Annotated in this window: 14 protein-coding genes, 1 tRNA gene, 1 pseudogene and 1 CRISPR repeat array; of the genes and pseudogenes, 12 read left to right on the plus strand and 4 right to left on the minus strand. The window is 70.8% G+C overall.

Features of this window, described 5'->3' with window-relative positions:
- Positions 1–131: 131 nt before the first annotated feature.
- Positions 132–1,469 (plus strand): COG1470 family protein, encoded by a 1,338-nt coding sequence (locus tag IE107_RS24410; RefSeq protein ID WP_189546294.1) that lies wholly within the window; start codon positions 132–134, stop codon positions 1,467–1,469.
- Between the two features lie 69 nt (positions 1,470–1,538).
- Here the strand turns inward: IE107_RS24410 and IE107_RS24415 are convergent, their stop codons facing one another.
- A complete protein-coding gene (locus IE107_RS24415) occupies positions 1,539–2,345 on the minus strand; it encodes an eCIS core domain-containing protein (RefSeq protein ID WP_189546296.1) in 807 nt (268 codons plus the stop codon).
- A 209-nt stretch (positions 2,346–2,554) separates the two neighbouring features.
- Here IE107_RS24415 and IE107_RS24420 point away from each other — a divergent pair, with 209 nt between their 5' ends.
- Positions 2,555–3,172 carry an HhH-GPD-type base excision DNA repair protein gene (locus tag IE107_RS24420; protein ID WP_189546297.1) on the plus strand — a complete coding sequence of 206 codons (618 nt, stop codon included), beginning with the start codon at positions 2,555–2,557 and terminating at the stop codon, positions 3,170–3,172.
- 64 nt (positions 3,173–3,236) lie between these two features.
- Here the strand turns inward: IE107_RS24420 and IE107_RS35255 are convergent.
- Positions 3,237–3,422 (minus strand): annotated as a pseudogene (locus tag IE107_RS35255) (helicase HerA-like domain-containing protein); the annotation flags it as partial.
- A 236-nt stretch (positions 3,423–3,658) separates the two neighbouring features.
- Here IE107_RS35255 and IE107_RS24430 point away from each other — a divergent pair.
- Both IE107_RS24430 and IE107_RS24435 read left to right on the plus strand, forming a co-directional pair.
- Positions 3,659–3,955 (plus strand): type II toxin-antitoxin system VapB family antitoxin, encoded by a 297-nt coding sequence (locus IE107_RS24430; protein WP_072488263.1) that lies wholly within the window; start codon positions 3,659–3,661, stop codon positions 3,953–3,955.
- A gap of 204 nt (positions 3,956–4,159) precedes the next feature.
- Complete coding sequence (locus IE107_RS24435) at positions 4,160–4,753, plus strand: LytR C-terminal domain-containing protein (RefSeq protein ID WP_189546470.1); 594 nt, start codon at positions 4,160–4,162, stop codon at positions 4,751–4,753.
- A 46-nt stretch (positions 4,754–4,799) separates the two neighbouring features.
- Here IE107_RS24435 and upp read toward each other — a convergent pair whose 3' ends face one another.
- Entirely contained in the window at positions 4,800–5,435 is a 636-nt protein-coding gene (gene upp / locus IE107_RS24440) for a uracil phosphoribosyltransferase (RefSeq protein ID WP_189546299.1), read from the minus strand.
- A 103-nt stretch (positions 5,436–5,538) separates the two neighbouring features.
- Between upp and IE107_RS24445 the strand changes: the two genes are divergently transcribed.
- The 4 genes from IE107_RS24445 to IE107_RS24460 all read left to right on the plus strand — a co-directional run bounded on the left by IE107_RS24445 (position 5,539) and on the right by IE107_RS24460 (position 7,132).
- Positions 5,539–5,757, plus strand: a complete 219-nt coding sequence (locus tag IE107_RS24445) for a hypothetical protein (protein ID WP_189546301.1) — start codon at positions 5,539–5,541, stop codon at positions 5,755–5,757.
- Between the two features lie 186 nt (positions 5,758–5,943).
- Complete coding sequence (locus tag IE107_RS24450) at positions 5,944–6,513, plus strand: tRNA adenosine deaminase-associated protein (RefSeq protein WP_189546471.1); 570 nt, start codon at positions 5,944–5,946, stop codon at positions 6,511–6,513.
- Between the two features lie 57 nt (positions 6,514–6,570).
- The gene (gene tadA / locus IE107_RS24455; RefSeq protein WP_189546472.1) at positions 6,571–6,999 is read left to right on the plus strand and encodes a tRNA adenosine(34) deaminase TadA; all 429 of its coding nucleotides are present in this window, start codon (positions 6,571–6,573) and stop codon (positions 6,997–6,999) included.
- Positions 7,000–7,044: 45 nt separating this feature from the next.
- Positions 7,045–7,132: transfer RNA gene (locus IE107_RS24460), tRNA-Ser, on the plus strand.
- Between the two features lie 468 nt (positions 7,133–7,600).
- Here the strand turns inward: IE107_RS24460 and IE107_RS24465 are convergent.
- Positions 7,601–7,984 carry an ATP-binding protein gene (locus IE107_RS24465; protein WP_229867210.1) on the minus strand — a complete coding sequence of 128 codons (384 nt, stop codon included), beginning with the start codon at positions 7,982–7,984 and terminating at the stop codon, positions 7,601–7,603.
- A 278-nt stretch (positions 7,985–8,262) separates the two neighbouring features.
- Here IE107_RS24465 and IE107_RS24470 point away from each other — a divergent pair, with 278 nt between their 5' ends.
- From IE107_RS24470 to casB, 4 genes are all read left to right on the plus strand, one after another.
- The gene (locus tag IE107_RS24470; RefSeq protein WP_189546305.1) at positions 8,263–9,120 is read left to right on the plus strand and encodes a helix-turn-helix domain-containing protein; all 858 of its coding nucleotides are present in this window, start codon (positions 8,263–8,265) and stop codon (positions 9,118–9,120) included.
- Positions 9,117–9,344: a DUF397 domain-containing protein gene (locus IE107_RS24475; protein WP_189546306.1), complete on the plus strand. Its 228-nt coding sequence runs from the start codon at positions 9,117–9,119 to the stop codon at positions 9,342–9,344. The genes IE107_RS24470 and IE107_RS24475 overlap by 4 nt, the downstream gene beginning before the upstream one ends.
- Positions 9,345–9,457: 113 nt before the next feature.
- Positions 9,458–11,439: direct repeats of the CRISPR family, unit length 29 nt; unit sequence GTGGTCCCCGCGCACGCGGGGTTGGTCCC.
- 336 nt (positions 11,440–11,775) lie between these two features.
- Entirely contained in the window at positions 11,776–16,449 is a 4,674-nt protein-coding gene (gene casA, locus IE107_RS24480; protein WP_229867212.1) for a type I-E CRISPR-associated protein Cse1/CasA, read from the plus strand.
- Positions 16,446–17,198, plus strand: a complete 753-nt coding sequence (gene casB / locus IE107_RS24485; protein WP_189546311.1) for a type I-E CRISPR-associated protein Cse2/CasB — start codon at positions 16,446–16,448, stop codon at positions 17,196–17,198. The genes casA and casB overlap by 4 nt, the downstream gene beginning before the upstream one ends.
- Positions 17,199–17,213 lie beyond the last annotated feature (15 nt).

Below are 17,213 nucleotides of genomic sequence, written 5' to 3' on the forward strand. Positions count from 1 at the left end.
TCTGAGGCGGTCAAAAGATGCCCGTGTTTCCTTACAGGGAAACAGAAAAGCCGATCCGGGCACAGAATCTGCCCGGAAGTGTTCCTTCACGGCCGATGTCGACCTTCGACGGCGAACCTACGGTGCGCCGTATGAGTCTCACGGCAAGCCTCGACGATTCGTCCGTCACCGCCGCACCGGGCGAGGAGACGGCCCTCCCCCTGCGGATCCTCAACTCCGGCAGCACCGTCGAGGAGTACCGCTTCGAGGTGGTCGGCGCCTGTGCCGCCTGGTCGACGGTCGAGCCGGCGACGCTGTCCCTGTATCCGGGCGATTCGCAGACGGTCTCGCTCATGCTGCGACCGCCCCGGGACTCGACCGTACTCGCGGGGGACACGCCCTTCGGGATACGGGTGGTGCCCACCAGCGAGCAGGGCGACACGGTGGTGCCCGAGGGGCGGGTGACCGTGCTGCCCTTCACCGAGACGACCGCCGAGCTCGTGCCGCGCAGCTCGCACGGCGCCTGGCGCGGCAGGCATCAACTCGCCGTCGACAACCGGGGGAACGCCCCGGTCACCGTACGACTGGGAGCCCGGTCGGGTACGGAGCGGGCGCGGGTCTCGTTCGCGGCGGACACCCTGCAGATCGCGCCCGGCCGGGCGGAGTTCGGGAAGGTGCGGATCCGGCCGGCCAAGCGGGTGTGGCGCGGCATCCCGGTCACGCACCCCTTCCAGCTGACCGCCACCCCGGACGTGGCCGAGGACCAGACCCCGGTCGCACCGGTGGTCGTGGACGGCTCGTACCAGCAGGAGCCGATCCTGCCGCGCTGGCTCCCCCGGGCGCTGATCACCGCGGCCGTGCTGCTCATCGCGCTGGTGGGGCTCTGGTACGCGCTGCTGCGCCCGGCCGTGAAGTCGGCGGCCCGCGAGGCGATCACACCGGACGCGGTACGGTCCGCCGCCGCGGCCGACAAGAGCAAGGCCCCCGACAAGGGATCCTCGGCCGGCGCGAGCTCGGGCGGCGCGAGTTCGGGCGGTGGCGACTCCTCCGGGGCGAACGGCGGCTCGCCGAAGCCGAGCCCCTCACCGAGCGCCGGTACCTCCTCCGACGCGGGCGCCGCGGCCCCGACCAGTGCGCAGGTGCAGGTCAAGGACTCGGTGGGCGGAGGATCGAACACCTCGACGGCCCTCCAGGTGCCCGCCGGGCACACCTTCCAGCTGACCGACATCGTCGTCCAGAACCCGCAGGGCGACGCGGGCACGGTCGTGGTCTCCTCGGGCCGGGGCGCGCCCGTGCTCCGGCTGGCGCTGGAGAACTTCCGCGACTCCGACTACCACTTCGTCACGCCGATCCTGGTGCCCGCCGGGGGCAAGGTCACGATGACCGTCGACTGCCGGAAGGTGGGCAAGCCGGTGAACGCGCCCACGCCTTCGCGGTGCTCGGAGTCGCTGTTCCTCGGCGGCACGATGAAGACGGACACGGCGGACTGACGCGACCGGCACGAGCGGCGGACGGCCCGCGAGGTGTCCCACCGAAGGCACCGTCCGCCGCGGGCCCCGTCACTCGGCCGGAGCCTCTTCCTCCTCCTCGGCACCCGCCTCCGCCCGCTGTACGAAGGAGCCCTGCACATCGGCCGGCTGCTCGTCCTCGTCCTCCGTCGCGGCCCGCTGCACGGACGCCGCCGGAGCCGGGGCCGGTGCCGAATCCGACACGGGAGCCGGAGCGGGAGCCGGGTCCGCGAGCACCCGGTCGGCGTTCGCGACGGCCTCCCGCTCGAACCGGTCGGAGGGGTCGCTGACCCGGATCCCGCCCGGCGCCTCCGTACCCTCGACCGGGCCGTTGCGCTGCTGGATCACATGGGTCAGCTCATGGGCCAGCGTGGTGCGGCCCTGCGGCGAGGACGGATCGTAGGCGTCCCGCTGGAAGACCACGTTGTTGCCGACCGTGTACGCGTGGGCGCCCACGCCCTTCGCGGACTCGTGGGCGGCGGAGTCCGTGTGGATGCGTACGTCGGAGAAGTCCGCGCCCATCCGCCCCTCCATATCGGCCCGGGTGTCGGTGTCCAGGGGCTGCCCTCCGCCCGACGAGACCACATCGTGCACGGGGGAGCGCTCTTCCTCCTCCTTGCGCTGGAGCATCGCCCCCACCGCGCTGTTGCCGACCGCCCGCTGGAGCACGCTCATGCCGCCGGCCCCGACCACATCGGCCCGCCCGGCGGCCGCCGCCCGGAAGAGGTGCGGGGTGTCCGCCGGCTCCCGGCCCTCGGACGCTCTCGCCGCGTGTACGGGCTCATCGTGCTCATGCCCGTGTCCGTGATCCCGCTCGTGGTCGTGCTCCTGGTCCCATTCCTGTGCGTGCATCGTCATCTCCCCTGCCCGCGCCCCGGTCGAAGGCGCGTCGTGATGGCCTCACCACTCCACCTTCACGACGCCTCACTGCCCCGTCCAGCCCGGACCCCGCCGGCCGGGGGCAGCCGGTCCTGCCCCTTCGGGCAGCCGGTCCGTCCGTACGGCAAACGGCTGCACAGGCGGGCCTGGAGTGGCCGGGCCGCACCGCCGTCGGGATGATCAAAGGCATGACCGAGAGCAACGAGGACCAGCCCGTCACCGTGCGGATCGCCCAGGAGCCGAAGGCGGACGAGCTCCTCGGGCGCAGCCCGCTCGCCGCGCTGGTGGGCATGCTGCTGGACCAGCAGGTGCCGATGGAGTGGGCCTTCTCCGGCCCGTACACCCTGGCGCAGCGGATGGGCGGGGACGACCTGGACGCCCATGAGATCGCCGCCTACGACCCGGAGGCGTTCACCGGGCTGTTCACCGCGAAGCCCGCCCTGCACCGCTATCCCGGTTCCATGGCCAAGCGGGTCCAGCAGCTGTGCCAGTACCTGGTGGCGCAGTACGACGGCGACGCGAGCGCGGTGTGGACCGATGTCTCCAACGGGGCCGAGCTGCGGAAACGGCTGAACGCGCTGCCCGGGTTCGGCACCCAGAAGGCACAGATCTTCCTGGCGCTGCTGGGCAAGCAGTACGGGGTCCGGCCGACGGGCTGGCGCGAGGCGGCGGGACCGTACGGCGAGGCCGGCTCGCACCGCTCGGTCGCCGACATCACGGGCCCGGAATCGCTCGCCGAGGTCCGCGCGTTCAAGCAGCACGCGAAGCAGGCGGCCAAGGCGGCCAAGCGCGCGGCAGAGCGGTAGCACCCCCGAGCAGTACCGCTCCGCCCCGGCCCCGCCCGCCGTCGGCGGGCCGCCGCTTCACGTCCTGACCGGCGCTCAGCTTCTCGTACGCCGACTCCCGGTCCACGGCCTGTGCGCAACGCCCGTACAGCGACGAGCCCTTCACCGCCGCGTCGAGATCCGCCGCAGGGCAGGGGGCCATCAGCGACTGCGGCGCCCGCAGCCGGGGCGCGGCGGCCGGCGTCGGCGCGCCGTCCTCGCTCAGCGGCTCCGGCAGAGCACCACCGTCCGCACGCCGCCCGCACTGCCGCCCGTGCCACCGCCCGTACTGCCGCTGTCGGTCGAGCTGTCGGTCAATCCGGCGCTCGGGCCGTCACCCGTGCTGTCACTCGGGCTGTCACTGATCGGGGACCATGTTCCGAAATGCCTGCATTTGTGGCGTTCTCGCCGACATTGCAGTCGGCCCCGTGGCTGCGCCCGGAGGCTCTTGCCCGGTAGGCTTTCCGTGTGATCTTCAAGCGCATCGGAAATGGGCGGCCTTATCCCGACCACGGCCGGGAAAGCACCCGGCAGTGGGCGGATGTCGCGCCGCGCCCGGTCCGCCTCGATCAGCTGGTGACCACCAAGGGCAACCTGGACCTCGAAACCCTCCTCGCCGAGGATTCGACGTTCTACGGTGACCTGTTCGCGCACGTCGTGAAGTGGCAGGGCGACCTCTACCTGGAGGACGGACTGCACCGCGCGGTCCGCGCCGCACTTCAGCAGCGCCAGGTACTGCACGCCCGCGTGCTCGAACTCGGCTGACCGAAGCGGGTTCCGTCCACGGAGCCGCGGACTCCCGGTCCCGCGGGACCGGCAGGACCGACGTGACCCCGCGAGCCCCACGGGCGCTCCGGGGTTCGTTCGGGTGCTTTCGCACCCGGACGGGTGCGATCCATTGATCATTTAGTAGGCAGCATCACCGGGTCGCACTACGCTGCGCCCATGAGCATGCTCACTCCCCCCGGCATGGGCGGAAAGTACCGCATCACAGGCGACAAGTACCCGCGGATGCGCCGCCCCCGGCGTCGCGGCAAACTGATCCTCGCTGCCACCGCTTCCGTGGTCGCCCTCGGGCTGGCCGGATGGGGCACGATGCAGCTCATCGACGTCTTCACCGGCGGCGACCGGAAGGCCAGCGCCGCCGACCACGAGACGGACTGCCCTTCCGCCAAGCCGTCCGCGCCCGCGAGAGTGCTGCCGAAGCCCGCGAAGATCACCGTCAACGTCTACAACGCGACCCCGCGCAGCGGGCTCGCCAAGCAGGCCGCCGACGAACTGAAGAAGCGCGGCTTCACCATCGGCAAGGTGGGAAACGCCCCGGCCGCGTACGACAAGAAGGTCCCCGGACCCGGGGTGCTGCTGGGCGCCCCGTCGGCCACGAACGGCTCGTTCCCGGTCCTGGGAACGCAGTTGGCGGGGGCCACTCCGAAGACCGACGCCCGCAGGACGGCGGACGTCGATCTGATTCTCGGTACGAAGTTCAAGGCGCTCAGCACGCCCCAGGCGGCGGCCGCGGCCCTCGCCGCCCTGACCAAGCCGGCTCCCGCCCCGTCCTGCTGACGGCTGCCGGGGCGGTCCCGGCAGCCGTACGTGCGGGTTCTCCGCTCTAGTCGACCGTGCCGTACATGCGGTCGCCCGCGTCACCGAGGCCCGGGACGATGTAGCCGTTCTCGTTGAGCCGCTCGTCGACCGAGGCGGTGACGACGGTCACCGGCGTACCGGCCAGCTCGCGCTCCATCACCTCGACGCCCTCGGGCGCCGCGAGCAGCACGACCGCGGTGACATCGTCCGCACCGCGCTCGATCAGTTCCCGTATGGCCGCGACCAGCGTGCCGCCGGTGGCCAGCATCGGGTCCAGGACGTACACCTGGCGGCCCGAGAGGTCCTCCGGCATCCGGGTGGCGTAGGTCTCCGCCTTGAGCGTCTCCTCGTTGCGGATCATGCCCAGGAAGCCGACCTCGGCGGTCGGCAGCAGCCGCACCATGCCGTCGAGCATGCCGAGACCGGCCCGCAGGATCGGCACGACCAGCGGCCGCGGGTGCGACAGCTTCACCCCGGTCGTCGGTGTGACCGGGGTCTCGATGTCGACCTGTTCGGTGCGCACATCCCGGGTGGCTTCGTACGCGAGCAGGGTGACCAGCTCGTCGGCGAGCCGCCGGAAAGTCGGGGAGTCGGTGCGCTTGTCGCGCAGGGTGGTGAGCTTGTGCGCGACCAGTGGGTGGTCGACGACGTGGATCCGCATGGGTTCAACAGTAACCGTGCCTCCCGCACCCGTGCGCTGGCATCAACCGCATGTTCGGGGGGAAGGTGGGGGCAGACGGACCCAGCCTTGGGGTGATGAGCCGATGCCGGACGGCGAAAAGCGGAAGCGGGACCAGCCGGTCCCGCAGGACGCGGAGGTCCCGCAGGACCCGGAGGAGAGCGACGCGGCACGCCGCAGGCGGCGCGCCCAGTTCCTGCGCGAGCTCCACGAGGCGAAGGCGCTCCGCGACCGGGTACAGCCCCGCCGCGCGAGGGCGGCCCGGATGCGCCAGGCCATGCGCATGCGCACCTTCCGCTGGTAGTCCGGACGCCACCCGGCATCCCTCTGGTGGCGGCGTCCAGGAGAACTGATGGCCGACGCAACGGCCGAACTCCTCTCGTGGAGCCGTTGTTTCTGCCACGATTCCGATGGGCGGGACCCAGGGCAGCCGGACCACCGACTGCCCTCCCGCCGGACCGACACCCCTATGACAAGTGGGAGAGTCACGGTGTACTTCGCCGCACTGCTCGCGCGCACCGAAGACGGGTGGGAAGCGAGCGACACGGAACTCGACGATGTGGAGACCCTGTCCGACCTGACGGATCTGGCCCGTCATGCCTCGGTGGACGAGGACACGGTGCTCGTCTTCATCGAACAGGAGGACGCCTGGTTCGGCGTCGTCCGGGTGGACGGGGAGGACGACCCCCGTATCTTCATCTCGGACGGCACCGCCGCCGCCCGCTCCTCGTACGGCGAGATCCTGCTCACCGACGAACTGCTCGGCCGCGAACCCGGGGCCGAGGACACGATCGCCGCCCTCGAAGAGCTCGTCGGTCTCGACGACACGGAGGACGACGACCCGGACACCACCCCCGACAACGACAACACCGACGACGACGATGACGACGATGACGACGGCTTCGACGACGATGCCGTACCGGCCGGCCCGCTCGGCGACACCCGGATCCTGGCCGATCTCGGGCTCCCCGAGGCCGAACTGCTGATGCTGCGCGCGGACGCCATGGCGGAGATCGCGGACGCGCTGGGTGCGGCCGAGGTCCTGGAGGCCGTCCGTTAGGGTCCGCGGGTGAGCGAACCACCGCACGATCCCGTGAGAGACCCGTGGCGGGCGCACATGCGCCGCGCCCTGGCCGAGGCCGACCTGGCGGCGGCGGCCGGCGATGTGCCGGTCGGCGCCGTCGTGCTCGGCCCGGACGGCGCCCTGCTCGCCACGGGCCACAACGAACGCGAGGCGACCGGCGACCCGACCGCCCACGCCGAGATCCTCGCCGTCCGCAGGGCCGCAGCGGCCCTCGGCCGGTGGCGGCTGACCGGATGCACCCTGGTCGTCACCCTGGAACCCTGCACGATGTGCGCGGGCGCCCTGGTGCAGTCCCGCGTGGACCGGGTGGTCTACGGCGCCCGCGACGAGAAGGCGGGCGCCGCGGGCTCCCTCTGGGACGTCGTACGCGACCGCCGGCTCAACCACCGCCCCGAGGTCATCCAGGGCGTCCTGGAGCAGGAGTGCGCGAGCCTCCTGACGGCCTTCTTCCGCATCCGCTGAGAACCGATTTCTTTCCATGGCCCGGGATGGTCTAAGCTCTCTCTCGGTAGCGTGTCCGAGCGGCCGAAGGAGCTCGCCTCGAAAGCGAGTGTGGGGAGACTCACCGAGGGTTCAAATCCCTCCGCTACCGCCATCGACGTCCTCCCGAACTGCGGAAACGCAGAGCGGGAGGACGTTCGCGCGTTACGGGGATGGTGCGGCCACCTTCCCGCCGCGCACCGACTACCGTGTGGGCGGAGGGCGCCCCCGGGGTCTTGACCACTCCGGGGACGCCCCGCTTCCGTCGCCCTGTCAAAGCGCCCTATCGAGGTTCCCTCGGGCGACAATCACACGCGCCCCCGCCGCAGACGGATGCGCATCCGCCACGCAGTCCGGGGCCGTTGATCCCGCCCCCGGCAGGGGGGCGAGCCCCTCCCCACACACCCGAGCGCGGGACCAGCTCCCGCCACCCGGATTCGGGCCGCGACGCGTGCGAGCGCCCGCAGCCGCCTCAGGTACGAACACGGGCCGCCCCGACTGCACGTGTCGCACAGCACCGTGTGGTCGAGAACGGCCCGGTGCAACACCTCGTCGTCGGCCACCTGCCACCGCCCGACCTCCGTCACCATGTGACCACCACCCACACGACCTTCCCGAACGACCGCTCCACGACGCCCCACTGCGCGGCCAGGGCCTGAACGAGATGCAGCCCCCGACCCCGGGCACGCTCGTTCGAGACCGGCCGAGCGCGCGGCTGCCTGCGGCGAGTGTCATGCACCTCGACCCGACACCGCCCTGGTGACGCTTCGACAGTCACTTTCAACGAGTCGCCGGGCTCCTGCCCGTACCGCACGGCGTTGGTCACCAGCTCGCTGGCAAGCAGTTCGAGCGTGTCGAGCGCGTCATCAGGAATGGACGGTTCCTGGTAGGCGGCTGCCTCTCGGACGTACCGCCTGGCAGGTCGCACCGATTCCGGCACGGACAGATAGATCGCCTGTGGGGGCACGGCAGACCCCCTGGAAAGTCGAGCCGACGGTAACGCGCGTGAACCCATACGCACCCCTCAAGGTATGGCCGACGCGGGTCCTGGATCCCACGTCGGCAACGATGGAACTCCGACATCAGAGTGCAGGCCATGCGACTAGAGTTGCAAGTATCTTACGAGTGAAATGAGAATTTACACATGCAGGAGAGAATGCCTGTAGGAGGGGGTGCGCGAAGGTGACAGAGCGCCACAGGTCGCGGCAGACTGATCCCAACCACACTGCGAGAGGACCGGAATTCGTGAGCGCACCCACAGTGAGGCGGCGGCAGCTCGGCCGCACGCTGCGGGCCCTTCGCGAATCACTCGCCCTCAAGCAGGACGAGGTAGCGGCCCGTTCAGGCGGCAAGCTCAACGGCGCGAAGATCAGCCGTATCGAGACTGCCGTGACGGCAGCGACAGCTGCGGACGTGGCGCTCATCCTCGATGCATGTGGCATCACCGACGAAGAGACGCGGTCCGGGCTGCTCCGGCTCACGCGCGAGGGCGCCCGCCGCGGGTGGTGGCAGTCGTACCGCAGCGTCCTCAGCCCTGCTTACGAAGACCTCATCAGCCTTGAGTCCGAGGCAGAGCAGGTCAGCACCTGGCAGCCCGTCATGATCCCGGGTCTTCTCCAGACCGGCGAGTACGCCAAGCAGATAATCTCAGCCACCGCCATGGGTGACGCCATCGCGGATCGCGTCACCGCCCTGGTTGAGGTGCGCCTGACCCGGCAAGCCGTACTCACACGGCACGATCCACTGACCCTGCGAGCGATCATCGGCGAGGCTGCGCTGCGCACCCGCACCGAAGACCCACGGATCATGTCGGAACAGCTCACCCGGCTCCTCGCAGCGGGCCGATGGCCAAACGTGACAGTCCAGGTGCTGCCGCTCAGCCACCCGCCGCACGTGGGCCAGACCGGCGCGTACTCCATCCTTGGCTACGGATCTCACGCCAGTCTCGACGTAGTTCACATCGAGTCACTGACACAGGCCCTCTACGTCGAGGGCAGAGAAAACGTAGCTGCCTACCAGGACGCCATCGAAACCCTCGGCGCCAGTGCGCTGTCAGCAACCGACTCGGCAGATTTGATCACTGAGATTAGGGACCAGATATGACCACAACTTCTGCACCACGCACCGTTCGTGACTCTTCCACCCTCCCCGCAGCGTGGTGGAAGTCGTCGCAGTCAGCTGCCCAGTCCGACTGCGTGGAGTGCGGGGTCGTCGACGCCGAGAGCATCGCAGTCCGCGACAGCAAGGTTCCGAACGGCCCGGCATTGATCTTCGGTCGCGACGCCCTCTCCGCGATGGTCGACGCGGTAGCCGGCGGCCTTGTGTGATCCGGCCTCGCCCGATCCGGAAGACGGACATGCCAGGGTGCGTCGAAATGTCCGAATCTCAAGAAGTAAGTAAAAACAGGCTCCTGCTCACATAAGCCAGCAGGTCAGCAACTGTGGTCCCCGCGCACGCGGGGTTGGTCCCGCGGACGATCTCCGCTTCGGCCCCCGAAGCTGGTGGTCCCCGCGCACGCGGGGTTGGTCCCCGCCGCCGTTGCAGCCGCCGTTCGGCGCGGATGTGGTCCCCGCGCACGCGGGGTTGGTCCCCTGCCGTCCACCAATCGATAGCGGGGACAGTCGTGGTCCCCGCGCACGCGGGGTTGGTCCCAGGAAGTAGGCACGCACGGTGCGTGCCTTGTTGTGGTCCCCGCGCACGCGGGGTTGGTCCCTGCGCCGCGTGTGCCAAGAACGAGTGCGGCGGGTGGTCCCCGCGCACGCGGGGTTGGTCCCGGGGCGTCCCTCCCGCCTGGCAGCACCGGGGAGTGGTCCCCGCGCACGCGGGGTTGGTCCCCTCCCGCTGCCGACGCGCCTCGTACGCCCGCTGTGGTCCCCGCGCACGCGGGGTTGGTCCCTTTCTTATGGACGTCAACGGTGCCTTTTACGGGTGGTCCCCGCGCACGCGGGGTTGGTCCCATCAGCTCCTTGACCGGCGCGCACTACGTCGAGTGGTCCCCGCGCACGCGGGGTTGGTCCCCTGATCGAGAACTGGGGACCGGGCTGCGCCTCGTGGTCCCCGCGCACGCGGGGTTGGTCCCTGGAGCGGGTATCGGCGCAGCGTGGACACACTGTGGTCCCCGCGCACGCGGGGTTGGTCCCTCCGCAAGTTCGGCAGAACGCTGGATGCCCTCGTGGTCCCCGCGCACGCGGGGTTGGTCCCGTATCCCTCGGCTGGTCGGTCCCGAACGCTCCGTGGTCCCCGCGCACGCGGGGTTGGTCCCTTCGCGCCGGAGGAGCCCGCCTGAGAAAGATGGTGGTCCCCGCGCACGCGGGGTTGGTCCCTGGTCACCGGACTGGTCACCGGACTGGTCGCCGTGGTCCCCGCGCACGCGGGGTTGGTCCCTGGCCAGTCGGTAGCGGCGCTCCGGTCGGCATGTGGTCCCCGCGCACGCGGGGTTGGTCCCTCGCCTTCACCCTCAAGGCGCTGAACCCGGTCGTGGTCCCCGCGCACGCGGGGTTGGTCCCAAGTCCTGGGCCGCGCCCCGCGGCTCGTAGCGGTGGTCCCCGCGCACGCGGGGTTGGTCCCATCGAGGACGGCGAAGACATCACGTTCAAGGCGTGGTCCCCGCGCACGCGGGGTTGGTCCCGGGGTGATGCCCCGGCTGCCGAGGTGGCTGTAGGTGGTCCCCGCGCACGCGGGGTTGGTCCCCTCCCCGGCCGGGGGGTTGCTTTCCTCGCGCGGTGGTCCCCGCGCACGCGGGGTTGGTCCCCTACAACCTCGCAGGTCAGAGGCGGTTGCGGGGTGGTCCCCGCGCACGCGGGGTTGGTCCCGCAGAGCTGACCACCGCAACGGCTCATCTGGTGTGGTCCCCGCGCACGCGGGGTTGGTCCCCGGCACGTCGCCGGCCAGACCCTTCGCGGCCCGTGGTCCCCGCGCACGCGGGGTTGGTCCCTCTGTGACTCCCGGACTCCGGGACTCGCAGAGGTGGTCCCCGCGCACGCGGGGTTGGTCCCACAAGCATCGTCCCGGGCAAGCCGTCCGGTGGGTGGTCCCCGCGCACGCGGGGTTGGTCCCTACGCCACCGGCCTCATCGACGGCTACCTCCAGTGGTCCCCGCGCACGCGGGGTTGGTCCCGCCTTGACGATGAGGTCGTCCGTGCAGGGCTTGTGGTCCCCGCGCACGCGGGGTTGGTCCCTTCCGCGCCTGCGCGGCGTAGTCCTTGAGCTTGTGGTCCCCGCGCACGCGGGGTTGGTCCCGAGCTGACCCTTGCCGACGTCACAGCGGATCCGTGGTCCCCGCGCACGCGGGGTTGGTCCCGAGCCGTAGCCGCTGACGTGGACGACGTGACCGTGGTCCCCGCGCGTGCAGGGTTGGTCCCTCCGTCTGTTCCTCGCCGGACTGGACGATGCGGTGGTCCCCGCGCGTGCGGGGTTGGTCCCGGGTCCCAGCCTCGCTCGATCAGCAGGACGTGGTGGTCCCCGCGCATGCAGGCTGGTCCTACGACAGCCAGGCGGTTTCACGGACGAGGAAGTAGTCCCCACGCACACTCGGCCAGCCCTATCAACCAGAACCAGCCCAAGTCCGAGGGCAGCATGTCCACGGTCATCCTCCAGCAGCACACAGAGAAGGAATCGGGCATCCCACACCCCCGCGCAGCCCTCGGTCCTCAACCAATGAATCGATCAACCAGAGGCATAACTCGATCAAAGTCACACACTCTGGATCCATTTCGGAATCCGACACACGAGCGCCACCCACCCATGTCAAATACAGCTATGCACCATGACGACCCCGAAGTCCCCACGGCCTACGCCAAGTTGTCCCCCGCAGCGCGGACAGCCTGGGGCAAGCACGACCGGGCGACCGAGGAGTGGCTCCCCTTGTGGCGGCACATGGCGGACAGTGCCGCTGTCGCCGGGCGACTGTGGGATGCGTGGGTGCCGGAGAGCGTGAAGGCGCTTGTTGCCGAGCCGCTCCCCCGGGGCGCGGCGGACGCCCGTCGGCTGGCCGTTTATCTCGCCTGTGTGCATGACATCGGCAAGGCGACACCCGCGTTCGCATGCCAGGTGGAGGGGCTCGCCCACCGGATGCGGAGGGCCGGGCTCGATATGCCGGACCAGAAGCAGTTCGGTGAGGACCGTCGTATGGCCCCGCACGGGCTGGCCGGGCAGTTGCTCATCCAGGAGTGGCTGGCCGAGCGGTTCGGCTGGGGCGGGCGGGCGTCGGGGCAGTTCGCCGTTGTGGCGGGTGGGCATCACGGGACGCCTCCGGATCACCAGCAGATTCACGATCTCGGGCTCCATCCACGGCTGTTGCGTACGCAGGGGGACAGCGAGGCCGTCTGGCGCTCGGTGCAGTACGAGTTGCTGGACGCGTGCGCGCGGCGGGCAGGGGTGGTGGGGCGGTTCGCAGAGTGGCAGGCCGTGCGGCTGCCACAGACCGTCCAGGTGGTGCTGACGGCGCTCGTGATCGTCTCCGACTGGATCGCCAGCTCGTCCGAACTGTTCCCGTACGATCCCTCGTCCTGGTCCTCGTCGGGAGGGAAGGACGGCGAGGACCGGCGGCTCGATGCCGCCTGGGCCGGGCTGGACCTGCCGGGTCCGTGGCGGCCGGAGGTGCCGGAGCAGAGCGCGGCCGAGTTGTTCCGGGACCGCTTCGACCTGCCGGACGGCGCCGCGATCCGGCCCGTGCAGGAGGAAGCCGTACGGATGGCCCGGAGCATGCCCGCCGCCGGGCTGCTGATCATCGAGGCGCCGATGGGCGAGGGCAAGACCGAGGCGGCGTTCGCGGCGGCGGAGATCCTGGCGGCCGGTACCGGAGCGGGAGGCTGCCTGTTCGCGCTGCCGACCCGGGCCACCGGCGACGCCATGTTCCCCCGGCTGCTGAGCTGGCTGAAGCATCTGCCCTCGGACGGCCCGAAGTCCGTCGTCCTCGCCCATGCCAAGGCCGCCCTCAACGAGGTCTGGGCCGGGATGACGAAGGCGGGGAACCGCACGATCGCAGCCGTCGACCTGGACGGTTGCGAGGACATGTCCGGTCCCGGGGCAGCCGACCCCGCGCACCCGGCCGAACTGCACGCCCATCAGTGGCTGCGCGGGCGCAAGAAGGCACTGCTCTCCTCCTTCGCGGTGGGCACCATCGATCAAGTGCTCTTCGCGGGGCTCAAGAGCCGGCATCTGGCTCTGCGGCATCTGGCCGTCGCGGGCAAGGTCGTCGTGATCGACGAAGTCCACGCCTACGACGCGTATATGAATACGTATCTCGACCGTGTACTGGAGTGGCTGGCCGCCTACCGGGTGCCGGTGGTGATGCTTTCCGCGACTCTCCCTGCGGTGCGGCGGCGGGAGTTGGCCGCCGCGTATGCCGGGGAGGAGTCGGCGGAACTGGCGGACGTGCTGCATCTCCCCGATACCGCCTACCCGTTGATCACCGCGGTCGCTCCCGGAGGCACCGTCCGCACCGCTCGGCCCGAGGCGGCCTCGGGGCGCCGTACCGAAGTGGCGGTGGAACGGCTCGATGACGACCTCCCTTCGCTGGCACAGCGGTTGGCGCAAGCGCTGCGGGACGGCGGGTGCGCGCTGGTCGTACGCAACACCGTCGACCGTGTGCTGGAGGCCGCCGCGTACCTGCGCGAGCGCTTCGGCCCGCAGGCCGTGACCGTCGCCCACTCCCGGTTCCTTGCCGCCGACCGGGCGCGCAAGGACACGGACCTGCGCGAACGGTTCGGGCCCGGGGGTGACCGGCCCGCCGGGCCGCACATCGTCGTGGCCAGCCAGGTCGTCGAGCAGTCGCTCGACATCGACTTCGACCTCCTGGTCACCGACCTGGCACCCGTGGACCTGATGCTCCAGCGCATGGGGCGGTTGCACCGGCATCCCCGTACGCGTCCGCCGCTCCTGGCGGAGGCCCGTTGTCTGGTGACGGGGGTGGAGGACTGGGGCGCCGACCCGCCCGTACCCGTACGCGGCTCGCTCGCCGTGTACCAGGGGGCGCACACCCTGCTCCGGTCGCTCGCGGTGCTCGGCCCGCATCTCGACGGTGCCCCGCTGGTGCTGCCGGACCACATCAGTCCGCTGGTGCAGGCCGCCTACGACGACCGGCCGGCCGGGCCCGAGCATTGGGCTCCCGCGCTGGACGACGCCCGACGGGACTACCTGAAGCACCTCGCGGAAAAGCGGGTGCGCGCGGACGCGTTCCGGCTCGCGCCGGTACGACGGGCCGGGCGGGCGGTCATCGGCTGGCTGGACGGCAATGCCGGCGACGCCGACGACAGCCGCGCCGGACGGGCCCAGGTGCGTGACAGCGAGGAGACCCTGGAGGTACTCGTCGTCCAGCGCCGGGACGACGGCCGGCTGACCACCGTGGGCTGGCTCGACGGCGGACGCGGCGGACTGGACCTCCCGGAACATGCTCCTCCGGTACGCCGGGCCGCCGAGGCGGTAGCCGCGAGCGCGCTGACGCTGCCTCGCGCCCTGACACATCCCGGCGTGATCGACCGGACCATCTCCGAACTGGAGCGATTCGTCGTTCCCGCCTGGCAGGTGAAGGAATGCCCCTGGCTGGCGGGTGAGTTGCTGCTCGTGCTCGACGAGCGTTGTCAGACCCACCTGTCAGGCTTGGAAATCCACTACAGCGCCGATGACGGACTCCGGGTGGGGTCCGTCGGCACGCGCAGAACAAGCGGAACAAGCAGACCAAAGGGGCTTGAACCGATGGCGCCTTCCTTCGACCTGGTCTCCCGGCCCTGGCTGCCCGTACAGCGCGACGACGGCTCCACGGACGAGTTGTCGCTGACGGACGTCTTCGCACAGGCCCACACGTTGCGGCGTCTGGTGGGCGATCTGCCCACCCAGGAGTTCGCCCTGCTGCGGCTGCTGCTGGCGATCCTGTACGACGCGCTCGACGAGGCAGGAGAGGGGAGATCCGGCGCTCCGGCCGAGCTGGAGGAGTGGGAGCAGCTGTGGCACGACGAGAAGTCCCTCGCCGTCGTCGCGGACTACCTCGACCGTCACCGCGAGCGCTTCGACCTGCTGCACCCCGAGCGTCCGTTCTTCCAGGTCGCCGGATTGCACACGACGAACCACGAGATCGCCCCGCTGAACCGGATCGTCGCCGACGTGCCGAACGGGGAGGCGTTCTTCTCGATGCGCCGACCGGGCGTGGACCGGCTGAGCCTTGCCGAGGCCGCCCGGTGGCTGGTCCACACCCACGCCTACGACTCCTCCGGCATCAAGTCCGGAATGGAGGGCGACGAACGGGCCAAGGGCGGAAAGGTCTATCCCCAGGGTGTCGGCTGGGTGGGCGGGCTCGGCGGCGTCCACGCCGAGGGGCGCACGCTGCGCGAGACGCTGCTGCTGAACCTCGTACCGACGCAGGAAGACATCCTGGACTCGACGGCGGACGGGAAGGCCGACCTTCCGGTCTGGCGCCGCGAGACACCGCCCGGCCCCGGAACACTGGACGGCGACCCGTCCGTACCCCGACCCGCCGGTCCGCGTGACCTCTACACCTGGCAGTCGCGGCGGCTGCTTCTGCACACCGAGGGCAGTGACGTCACGGGGGTCGTCCTCGGTTACGGCGATCCGCTCGCGCCCGCCAACCGGTGGAAGGCCGAACCCATGACCGGGTGGCGGCGCAGCCGGGCGCAGGAGAAGAAGCTGGGCCGTCCGCTGGTCTACCTTCCGCGTCAGCACGATCCGAGCCGGGCCGCCTGGCGGGGGCTGGCAAGTCTGCTGTACGCGCAGGGATCGGACACCGGGGCGTCGAGCCGGGGTACGGACGAGAGCAAGCCGTCCGGGGTGGTGCGGTGGCTGTCCATGCTGTCCAACGAGGGCGTGCTGCCGGAGAAGTCGCTGATCCGGACCCGCCTAGTCGGCGCGGTGTACGGGACGCAGCAGTCCGTGGTGGACGAGGTGGTCGACGACGGGGTCACCCTGCCGGTCGTCCTGCTCCACGAGCACCGCCCGCTGCACGGCGCGGCGGCGGTGGGCGCGGTCACGGACGCCGAGCGGGCCGTGTCGGCGCTGGGGCACCTGGCCGGGAATCTCGCCCGTGCGACAGGGGCGCCGCCCGGCCCGGCCACGGACACCGCGCGCGATCTGGGGTTCGGGGCGCTCGACGGGCCCTACCGGCGTTGGCTGATGGACCTCGGGAAGGCTGCGGACCCGGATGCCGCACGCGCGGCGTGGCAGGCCGACGCCCGCCGCATCGTTCTCGGCCTCGGCCGCGAGCTTCTCGACAGCGCGGGCCGGGCGGCAGCCGAGGGCCGGGTGGTGGAGCTGCCCGGGGTCGGGAAGCGCTGGATCGACAGCTCACGGGCGGACCTGTGGTTCCGGACCCGGATGAACAAGGTGCTGCCGAAAAGGCCCGAAGCGCCACTGCCGGACCAACAGCCGGGGCCGTCCGTCGGCCCGCATCCCGACGACAACCCTCCGGGGGGAGTCTTATGACCACCACTTCGGGCGAACGACCAAGCAGTCAGACGAAGGAACCACCGGTCCAGAACCTGGTCGAACAAGCGACGCGTACGTACATCGGGCGGCTCCAACCCCGGTACCTCAAAGATCATTCGCCGGCCGTGGCAGAACTTGCCCGGCTGCGGCGCGGTGCGGGAAAGAGGGCGCACCAGGTCAAGGACCTGTGGGGAGTCGGCGCTCTGGAGGATCTTGCCGCGCTGCTGGAGGAAGGACACGGCTCCGACCGCCTCGAGGACGCCGAGGAGGCGGTCTTTCTCGCCTCGACGCTGTGGGCACTGCATCAGCAGTCCCGCCGCGACCAGGGCATGTATGCCAAGGGTCGCAGCCTCGGCGGCGCGGTCCGCTCGCTGATCCGGCAGAAGGACTCGCCGGGCACGGACGATGAGGAATCCCCGCTGCGCAAGCGCCTGGTCCGCGTCGGTACGGCCGAGTCGCTCGACTCGGTCGCCGTACGGCTCAGGGAGATCGTGCTGCTTCTGCGCACCGCACCGGAGCCCCTCCCCCTCGACTACGCGCGTCTGGCCGGTCAGCTCTACCGGTGGCAGCACCGGCCCGAGCGTGCCGGTGTGCAGCGCGAGTGGGGGCGCGAGTTCCACCTGGCCGCCATTGCTTCTCGCGGCAGGAGCGGTAAGGCCCCTGGTGCCGAGGGAGACGACGCGATCGACCCGGAGCTGGGCGCGGACGAGGACGGAACGTACGGCGGGTACGCGGCTGGGGAGTGACGTCCCCTGCCTTCG

The organism is Streptomyces gelaticus (genome assembly GCF_014649535.1).
Lineage (GTDB): Bacteria > Actinomycetota > Actinomycetes > Streptomycetales > Streptomycetaceae > Streptomyces > Streptomyces gelaticus.

What these genes read in the sequence shown, in the direction of transcription:
- IE107_RS24420 (WP_189546297.1), top strand. Translation starts at nt 2,555, where the DNA reads ATGACCGAGAGCAACGAGGACCAGCCCGTCACCGTGCGGATCGCCCAG.
- casA (WP_229867212.1), top strand. Translation starts at nt 11,776, where the DNA reads ATGCACCATGACGACCCCGAAGTCCCCACGGCCTACGCCAAGTTGTCC.
- IE107_RS24445 (WP_189546301.1), top strand. Translation starts at nt 5,539, where the DNA reads ATGCCGGACGGCGAAAAGCGGAAGCGGGACCAGCCGGTCCCGCAGGAC.
- upp (WP_189546299.1), bottom strand. Translation starts at nt 5,435, where the DNA reads ATGCGGATCCACGTCGTCGACCACCCACTGGTCGCGCACAAGCTCACC.
- IE107_RS24475 (WP_189546306.1), top strand. Translation starts at nt 9,117, where the DNA reads ATGACCACAACTTCTGCACCACGCACCGTTCGTGACTCTTCCACCCTC.
- IE107_RS24435 (WP_189546470.1), top strand. Translation starts at nt 4,160, where the DNA reads ATGGGCGGAAAGTACCGCATCACAGGCGACAAGTACCCGCGGATGCGC.
- IE107_RS24410 (WP_189546294.1), top strand. Translation starts at nt 132, where the DNA reads ATGAGTCTCACGGCAAGCCTCGACGATTCGTCCGTCACCGCCGCACCG.
- casB (WP_189546311.1), top strand. Translation starts at nt 16,446, where the DNA reads ATGACCACCACTTCGGGCGAACGACCAAGCAGTCAGACGAAGGAACCA.
- IE107_RS24415 (WP_189546296.1), bottom strand. Translation starts at nt 2,345, where the DNA reads ATGACGATGCACGCACAGGAATGGGACCAGGAGCACGACCACGAGCGG.
- tadA (WP_189546472.1), top strand. Translation starts at nt 6,571, where the DNA reads ATGCGCCGCGCCCTGGCCGAGGCCGACCTGGCGGCGGCGGCCGGCGAT.